General features: G+C 57.4%; 5 protein-coding genes and 1 tRNA gene. 1 reads left to right on the forward strand and 5 read right to left on the reverse strand.

The window, feature by feature from the left end; all coding sequences use genetic code 11:
• Window positions 1-158: 158 nt before the first annotated feature.
• The 3 genes from P2081_RS09670 to P2081_RS09680 form a co-directional block, all read right to left on the reverse strand.
• Complete coding sequence (locus P2081_RS09670) at window positions 159-2,060, reverse strand: acyl-CoA synthetase (RefSeq protein WP_278922664.1); 1,902 nt, start codon at window positions 2,058-2,060, stop codon at window positions 159-161.
• Window positions 2,061-2,321: 261 nt separating this feature from the next.
• The gene (locus tag P2081_RS09675) at window positions 2,322-4,121 is read right to left on the reverse strand and encodes an ABC transporter transmembrane domain-containing protein (protein WP_278922665.1); all 1,800 of its coding nucleotides are present in this window, start codon (window positions 4,119-4,121) and stop codon (window positions 2,322-2,324) included.
• Between the two features lie 252 nt (window positions 4,122-4,373).
• Window positions 4,374-4,447 (reverse strand) — tRNA-Gly (locus tag P2081_RS09680).
• A 258-nt stretch (window positions 4,448-4,705) separates the two neighbouring features.
• Between P2081_RS09680 and P2081_RS09685 the strand changes: the two genes are divergently transcribed.
• The gene (locus P2081_RS09685; RefSeq protein WP_278922666.1) at window positions 4,706-5,287 is read left to right on the forward strand and encodes a GNAT family N-acetyltransferase; all 582 of its coding nucleotides are present in this window, start codon (window positions 4,706-4,708) and stop codon (window positions 5,285-5,287) included.
• Window positions 5,288-5,740: 453 nt separating this feature from the next.
• Here the strand turns inward: P2081_RS09685 and P2081_RS09690 are convergent, their stop codons facing one another.
• Window positions 5,741-6,928: a TrkH family potassium uptake protein gene (locus tag P2081_RS09690; protein WP_313790336.1), complete on the reverse strand. Its 1,188-nt coding sequence runs from the start codon at window positions 6,926-6,928 to the stop codon at window positions 5,741-5,743.
• 2 nt (window positions 6,929-6,930) lie between these two features.
• Window positions 6,931-7,596: a potassium channel family protein gene (locus P2081_RS09695; protein WP_278922667.1), complete on the reverse strand. Its 666-nt coding sequence runs from the start codon at window positions 7,594-7,596 to the stop codon at window positions 6,931-6,933.
• Window positions 7,597-7,858 lie beyond the last annotated feature (262 nt).

The raw sequence follows: 7,858 nt of genomic DNA on the forward strand, positions 1-7,858 counted from the left end.
ATGGCAAATGAAGAAAAAAGACGCGCCCGGCTGGGGCGCGTCCTGTGGCAAGGGCAAATTTCTGATCAAAGGCGCGGACCTCCAGGCACGGCCAAAGCCCCCGATACCTGGCTGTTTTTCCTCTCCTTGGCGCTCCGCCCGGTTCGATCCGCCATCTATCAGCTCGTCTCTGCGGGCAGGTGTTCCCAGGGACGGGTAAAGCCGCCCAGCACGCCAGCAATATCCCCATCTCTGGCACCATTGGCCACAACCTGAGCAACCAAGCCGCGCTTTTTATCGTCGATCACCGCCTCTACCCGCGCCGGACAGGCCGCCTTCAGCAGCGCGTCATTATAGACACGGGTGATGGCATGTTTGCGCAGATCCGGTTTGAAGATCTTGCCAACAGCTGTTTTGGGCAGCTCGTCCATCACCGTCAGGTGTTTGGGGATTGCGGCGCGCTCATGCACATGGATCTTGCAATACTCCAGCAGCTCCTCTGCCGTGGCAGTGGCCCCGTCGACCAGCTCGACAAAGGCGCAGGGCAGCTCTCCGGAATGGGCATCGGGCTGGCCGATCGCCCCGGCAAAGGCGACCGCCTCATGGCCCAGCAGGGCCTCTTCTATTTCAGCCGGGTCGATGTTGTGGCCGCCACGAATGATCAGGTCCTTGGCCCGACCGGTAATCCACAAATATCTATCCGCGTCAAAGCGACCCAGATCACCGGTGCGCAGATATTTGTCCTGATAGTAGAGATCGACGTTTTTCGCCGCCTCGGTATAGGTGTGGCCGGCATAGACACCGGGGTTCGAGATGCAGATTTCGCCCACCTCATCGACACCGCATTCGACCATGCCATCAGCCGTACTCTTGACGATTTTGACATCTGTATAGGGGAAGGTGATGCCGATAGAGCCGATCTTCTTTTCCCCGTCGACCGGGTTGCACGACACCAGGCAAGTGGCCTCGGTCAAACCGTAGCCTTCGATGATATTGATGCCTGTAGCGTCCTGGAAACGACGATACAGTTCAACCGGCAGCGGCGCAGACCCCGAAAAAGCAGTCTTGACGGTGGAGATATCCGCATCCACCGGGCGCTGCATCTTGGCCGAAATGGCCGTCGGCACGGTAATGATAAAGGTGATTTTCCAGCGTTCGATCAGTTTCCAGAAATTGTCAAAAACACCTTCGCCACGATAGCCCTGCGGCGTTGGAAAGACCACATGCGCCCCGGAAGACAGCGATGCCATGATGATCACATGGCAGGCAAAAACATGAAACAGCGGCAGCGGGCACATGATGTTGTCATTCTCGGTGAACAACAGCGTATCGCCAATCCAGCCGTTGTAAATCATGCCTGAATAGGTGTGCTGCGCCACCTTGGGCATGCCGGTAGTACCACCGGTATGGAAATAACAGGCCACCCGGTCCGTGGTACTATCGGCAAAGGCCAGGGTGGTGGGCTGTTTCAGCATCTCTCGACGGAAGGATTTGTAATCCGCGTGGGCGATTTTATCCTTGTTTTCCAGCTTGGGGCGCAGCAGCGGCACGATCCAGGATTTTGGCGGCGTCAGATAGCGGTTCAGATCCACCTCTAGCACCGTATTCACCCCCGGCGCATGGCGCACCGCCTCGGCTACTTTTTGCGCCACATCGGTTTTGGGAAAAGGTTTGAGCGTCACCACGACCTTGGCCTTGGTTTCGCGCAGAATAGACGCGATCTGTTCCGGCTCCAGCAGCGGGTTGATCGGGTTGACGATCCCTGCCACCGCACCGCCAAGCATCGTTACCAGGGTTTCATTGCTGTTGGGCAGCACATAGGCCACCACGTCTTTTTCGCCGATGCCCAGCTTGCGGAACATATTCGCCGCTTGGGTGACCTGATCCTTCAACTGGCTCCAGGTCAGTGTTTCCGCCTTATCCGTGGGGCCGGAAAAGATCTGATAGCTGACGGCGTTGTTATTGGGAAACCTGCCCGTGGTGCGCGACAACAACTGGTAAAGCGTTACCGGGTTATCCCGTTCCTCCCAGGTTGCTTCCTGTTCCATCGCAATGCTGTCTTCAATCGTGGCAAAAGCCATTCCTATCCTCCCCTAACCCCGGGCATGCCCAGGAGATATCCTCTTTGGGCTCAATTTGGGACCAAACGGCGCAGCGTGCAAGCGCATGCGCGGGGTCACGTCAAGGCAAGAGGGAAAACTGACGTGGCGATACAGGTCAATACAAATCGACGCAGATCAAAACAGGCCGATACCAAGGCAGTAAAAGCGCCCCGGCCAATCCGACCGAGGCATAATCATAAGCATGGCAGGCGCCCTGCCCCCGCCACGCCGGGCTAGCGGCTATTCGGCCGCCAACCCATCGGTGAACTGCAACCGCGCCAACCGCGCATATAGCCCACCTTCAGCCACCAGCGCATCATGGGTGCCAGTGGCAACCACCCGGCCATTCTCCATCACGACGATGCGATCAGCCTTCTTCACCGTGGCAAGACGATGCGCCACAATCAGGGTGGTGCGGCTCAGGCTCAGCTTGTCCACCGCGGCCTGCACCAGTCGTTCGCTTTCAGCATCCAGCGCCGAGGTGGCCTCGTCCAGCAGCAACACCGGCGCATCGCGCAGGATGGCGCGGGCAATCGCAATCCGCTGTTTCTGCCCCCCCGACAACATCACACCGCGTTCACCCACAAAACTGTCGTAGCCCTCTGGCAAGGCAGAGATGAAATCATGCGCAGCGGCGGCAGCGGCAGCGGCTTCGACTTCGGCATCCGTGGCTTCCGGACGGCCAAAGCGGATGTTCTCGCGCGCCGAGGCGGCAAAGATCACCGGATCCTGTGGCACCATGGCGATATGTTTGCGAAAGTCATCGCGCCGCAGATCGCGGAGGGCGATACCATCCAGCAACACAGCACCCCTATCCGGGTCATAAAACCGCTGAATCATCTGGATGATGGTGGTCTTGCCAGCCCCCGAAGGCCCGACAAAGGCAACGGTTTCACCCGGCTTCACCTCAAGGTTCACATCATCCAGGGCCTGCACAGCGGGGCGTGCCGGATAGGCAAAGGAAACACCCTGAAAAGAGATTTCACCGCGCACCGGGGTGGGCAGCGTCGCTGCAGCACTGGGGTCTTTCACCGTATCCGTCGCGTTCAGCAGCTCGATCAACCGTTCCGTGGCACCAGCGGCGCGCTGCAGCTCGCTCCAGATTTCAGAGAGGGCCGCAACAGACCCGGCGACCAAAACCGCATAGATGACAAACTGGATCAGGGTTCCTTCGCTCATCACGCCTGCGCGCACGTCATTGGCCCCCATCCAAAGCACCCCGACAATACCGGAAAACACCAGGAAAATAACGATCACAGTCAGATAGGCGCGGGTTTTGATCCGCGTGACAGACACACCAAAGGCGGTCTCGGTCATCTTGGAAAACTGCTCCCGGCTGGCGGCCTCATGGGTAAAGGCCTGCACCGTCTGCACCGCGCCAAGCGCTTCGCCGGCATTGCCCGAAGAGGCCGCGATCCAATCCTGATTTTCGCGACTGATACCGCGCAACCGCCGCCCCAAAACCATGATCGGCACAATCACCGCAGGCACAATCAACAGGACCATGCCGGTCAATTTAGCCGAGGTGAGCAGCATCAAGATCATGCCACCAATAAAGATCAACAGATTCCGTAGGGCAATCGACACAGACGAACCCAAAACAGATTGGATCAGCGTGGTGTCGGTGGTGATCCGGCTCAGTACCTCTCCGGTCATGATCTTTTCAAAGAAGGTCGGGCTCATGCCGATAACGCGGTCAAACACCGCTTTGCGGATATCCGAAACAACCCGCTCTCCCAGCCGGGTCACTAGCGCGTAGCGCAGCCCGGTTCCGACCGCCAACAGGGCAGCAATGACCAGCGCGGCCATGAAATACTGGTTCAGCAAGGCGCTTTCCGACACCCGGAAATTGTCGACAACACGCCGCACCGCCAAAGGCAGCGTCAGCGACAGACCAGCGGTCATCACCAGGGCACAGGTGGCAGCAAACATCAGCAGCCGGTAGGGGCGCATAAAGGGCCACAACGCCCCCAGAACGCCAATTTCCCGAGAGCTCTCACGCTCTTCTTGCGAGGTCGGAGAAGCCTTGTTTCGCGCCATGCCGGATCCTTTTGCCCATTTCCCTGTCAGGGCCCCTCGCCCTGCGGTCCAGTCAGGTTCATGGCCCCGCCAGACCTGCAGGTCAAGCGGCTGTGGGCTCTGGGTGCCGACAAACCAGGGAAATATGGGCTCAGACAGGGCCTGAGGCTAAAACGTCGCAACCCTGTCCCAAACCAGACAGGCCAGCAAAAACACGACAAGACAGGTCTGTCACATAGGGTAATGTTTGGGGGGAGTTGTCAGCGGTGATACTGGAGCGGGCGGCGGGAATCGAACCCGCGTCATTAGCTTGGAAGGCTAAGGTCTTACCACTACACAACGCCCGCTCTCTTGGTGCAGGTGATATTTCAAAGAAAAATGGAGGTCAAGCCTCGCAGTTGTCTTCTTTTGAAGAATAGCACGACCGCAAATTTACCCCGCGCCCGGCGCTGATTGCCTTGGCGCCCCCCTTTCCGATCCAGCCTGTAGCTGGACATCGATATCTGCAGCAGCCGGAAGAGGCCCGAAGGCACCGGAAGATCGCGGATAGACGTATATTTTAAAAGGTTTGCAGGGGGGGGCTTGTGTGGGGGGGGGGGCGAGGCATGAGCGATTTTGACCTCCCTCTTGGGGCCAGGGTTTTGGTCGGCAATGCAGGCCCTCAAGACAGGATTGGCGGTGTATTCATGACCACCTTTGTCAAGGGACACGTCGCCGCGATGCGCCAAAAAGCCATTGCAGCTCTGAATATGCAGGATTGGATGGCAGAAGGACTGGGGCGCGCTGCGCGCTACCCCGGCCTGGTCGATCTGGACACGCAGATGGTCTTGGCGGCGGACGGGCGCAACTGCCTGATCGGCAGCTATATGGTCTTTCCGTCCCTCAATGACCCCTGGGTAAAAGAGCAGGCAGAGGCGGGAAACCTCCCCTTTGATGCCGCCAGGGCCTTCACACCGATCATGGTCTGGGTTCACAAAAGCCGCCGGGGCGAGGGCATCGGTGCCACATTGTCCCGCGAAGCGCAGGAGCTGGCCGGGGCATCCGGCCTAAATATCCTGCTGGTCTATGGCCAGGCAACGGATGCCATTTGGAACTTCACCGGGCGGATGAGCCACAAGCCGGAGCTGATCAAGGGCCTGACCTATAATGGCCTGCCGGTGCGCTATTCGCCTGTCGGGCCTGGCTGAAGCACAAAACAACTTGCGGGTTTTTCTATTTGAGAAAATGTCTAGCCTTGGTCTGATACCCGTCCACAAAGTAGTTCAGCGCCTGTTCTGGCAGCAACGCGCAGAAAGCACCATTTGCAAAGTCGCGGGATCTGGCGGCACGGTTTAGGCTGAACGCCGCACACGCAAACGCAAAAGCCGCCCTTCGCCGCAGGTGCAACCGACAAGCACCATCGGACGGAAGGGATGCGGACTTTGCGGACCTCCGATCCATTAATCTAACCAGCTAGGCGGCGTTTGCCGAATAGAGCACGGTGGCTACCCAAGATATATTTGCCCTGCAGGGTACTTTACCCTCGGCACACTGCGGGTCGCGAGGAAAAATCCGATAGCTAGAGGGCCAACTCGACCGATAAACATCGTCGCCATGATGATGGCCCTGCCGATACCATCAAGCTCTCCGGTCGTCCCGCGCTACAGGCCCACTGTGCCAAATGCCGATGTGACTTCAAATGCGAGGTCGATGAACTCGCCGTCGTGATTGATCGAGGTCACAAAAATGCCCGTTAGAACCAGAAGCATGGAAATGGTAGTGAGAGCGAGGACCTTCATCACTTCATCGACACCCAAGGAGCGCCCAAAGGCGTGCAATGTTGTTTGGCGCCTGAAAAAAGCAACTGTGGCTAGCAACAACACGCAGAGTGTCGTCACTTTAATCCCTCCTGCTGTCGAGGTGCTGCCACCGCCAACCAACATAAGTGTCATCGTCAACATGGTCGCGCTGTCATGCATTCCGCTGGTGTCGATCGTATTGAACCCGGCCGTGCGCGGCGTCACCCCCTGAAACCAGCTTGCCCATAGTTTGTCGCCAGTGGGCAAGGGGCCCAAGGTATAGGGGTTCGTCCATTCGAGAAGGCCGAACATGACGCTCCCCCAGACAATCAGAATGCCAGTTCCGAGCAGCATCAGTTTGGAATGCAGTGTGAGTTTGCGCCACTGGCGTTTCTGATAGATATCCCCCACGACAATGAATCCGAGCCCTCCCAGAATGAAGAGAGCCGGGATCACGATGTTGATTATCGGGTTGCCCACCCATTGAGACAGACTGTCTGCGTAAAGCGCAAAACCCGCATTATTGAAGGCCGAAATAGAATGGAAAATCGCCTGCCATAGGCCATCCCAACCCAACTCCGGAACAAAGACTAGAGCCAGCAAGGCGGCCCCGATCACTTCGCAAACAAGGGCGATGATCAAGATAATTCGCGCTAGATAGGTTAGGTTCGACAGCGATGTCTGGTTCAGGTCTTCGCGTAGGATCAGCCGTTGTGGCATGCCCACCGGAATGCCAAGCGCTCCAAGCAATAGCACCGCAAAGGTCATCAAACCCAACCCGCCGAGTTGTATAAGCGCGGCAATGACACCCTGCCCAAAGCCTGTGAAAGCAGCTCCCGTATCGGCCAGCACAAGCCCTGTCACAGTGACGGCAGAGGTTGATGTAAACAGTGCTTCGCCGAACCCGATGTCCCCGTGATGCGAGATCGGCAACCAGAGCAAGAGGGCACCCACGATGATAAAGGCCAGGTAGAATATCACTAGAACCGCGGGGGGCGGCATGCGCAAAGTCGCGAACCGTTTCACCAGTTTCGAGGGCATGAATGCCATGGCTATAGGCTGGCTGCGAAGTTGCGAAGGTCATTGCGTTTGCCGAGCAATAGCAGAAGGTCATCCCGCTCCAATTGGCATCCTGTCGCGTCTTGCCCAACGTATTCAGTTCCGCGCATGACCCCGATACAACGCAGATTGAACTTATTGCCATGCGGGAGGTCTTTCAGGCTCTTGCCTTCAAGGCTTTCGGGGATGCGGAAATTCACAACGTGGTAGCCGTTGCCCAGACTAACATAGTCACGTACCAGCGGGTTATGCAAAACCTGCGCGATGTGTTGACCGACCTCCACTTCAGGGTGAATGATTCTGTCTACACCAAGTTTACTCAGAATTCTGTGATGCGTCTTGGTCGTGGCTTTGGCCCATACAACCGGAACTCCAACAAGTTTGAGGTTGATCGCCGCAAGGATGCTGGCCTCCAGATCATCGCCCATGGCAACAACGGCCACATCACAATCACCGAAGCCCGCTTCCCGCAAAGCAGCATCATCGCGCGCATCCACGATCATGGCCTGAGAGAGTGTATCGGCAAGGATCATAACGCGTGCTTCAGATATGTCGACTCCGATGACGTGATTGCCGAACCGCTGCAACTCCTTTGCGACGGTACTGCCAAAGTTACCCAGCCCGACGACACCAAAAGTACGGTTGGCGGAGTTTTTCATGTCTTCAGCTCACGATCTTTGATTGCAATTCAGCGAACCTCGCCGCGACGCAGCAGATTGTCAACATGGGCTCACTGCCGCCGTTGGCCGCGCCAGCGTACCAAACCGGGACTGAAACCAGAGGTCAAGGTCGGCTGAGCGGGACAAAGCCGACCTCTGGTTTTTATTTGAGGATGTCTGCTTTACAAACGGCTACCGCCTACAGACTTTAGCTAGTATCAGAAGTTAATAGGTGTTTATGACAAGCTCCTTCACCACACGA

The sequence above is a fragment of the Pseudophaeobacter profundi genome (genome assembly GCF_029697505.1).
GTDB lineage: Bacteria > Pseudomonadota > Alphaproteobacteria > Rhodobacterales > Rhodobacteraceae > Pseudophaeobacter > Pseudophaeobacter profundi.

Bases quoted from the DNA above. Each gene is read 5' to 3' on its own strand.
- P2081_RS09690 (WP_313790336.1), bottom strand. From the start codon at position 6,928: ATGGCATTCATGCCCTCGAAACTGGTGAAACGGTTCGCGACTTTGCGC.
- P2081_RS09670 (WP_278922664.1), bottom strand. From the start codon at position 2,060: ATGGCTTTTGCCACGATTGAAGACAGCATTGCGATGGAACAGGAAGCA.
- P2081_RS09675 (WP_278922665.1), bottom strand. From the start codon at position 4,121: ATGGCGCGAAACAAGGCTTCTCCGACCTCGCAAGAAGAGCGTGAGAGC.
- P2081_RS09685 (WP_278922666.1), top strand. From the start codon at position 4,706: ATGAGCGATTTTGACCTCCCTCTTGGGGCCAGGGTTTTGGTCGGCAAT.
- P2081_RS09695 (WP_278922667.1), bottom strand. From the start codon at position 7,596: ATGAAAAACTCCGCCAACCGTACTTTTGGTGTCGTCGGGCTGGGTAAC.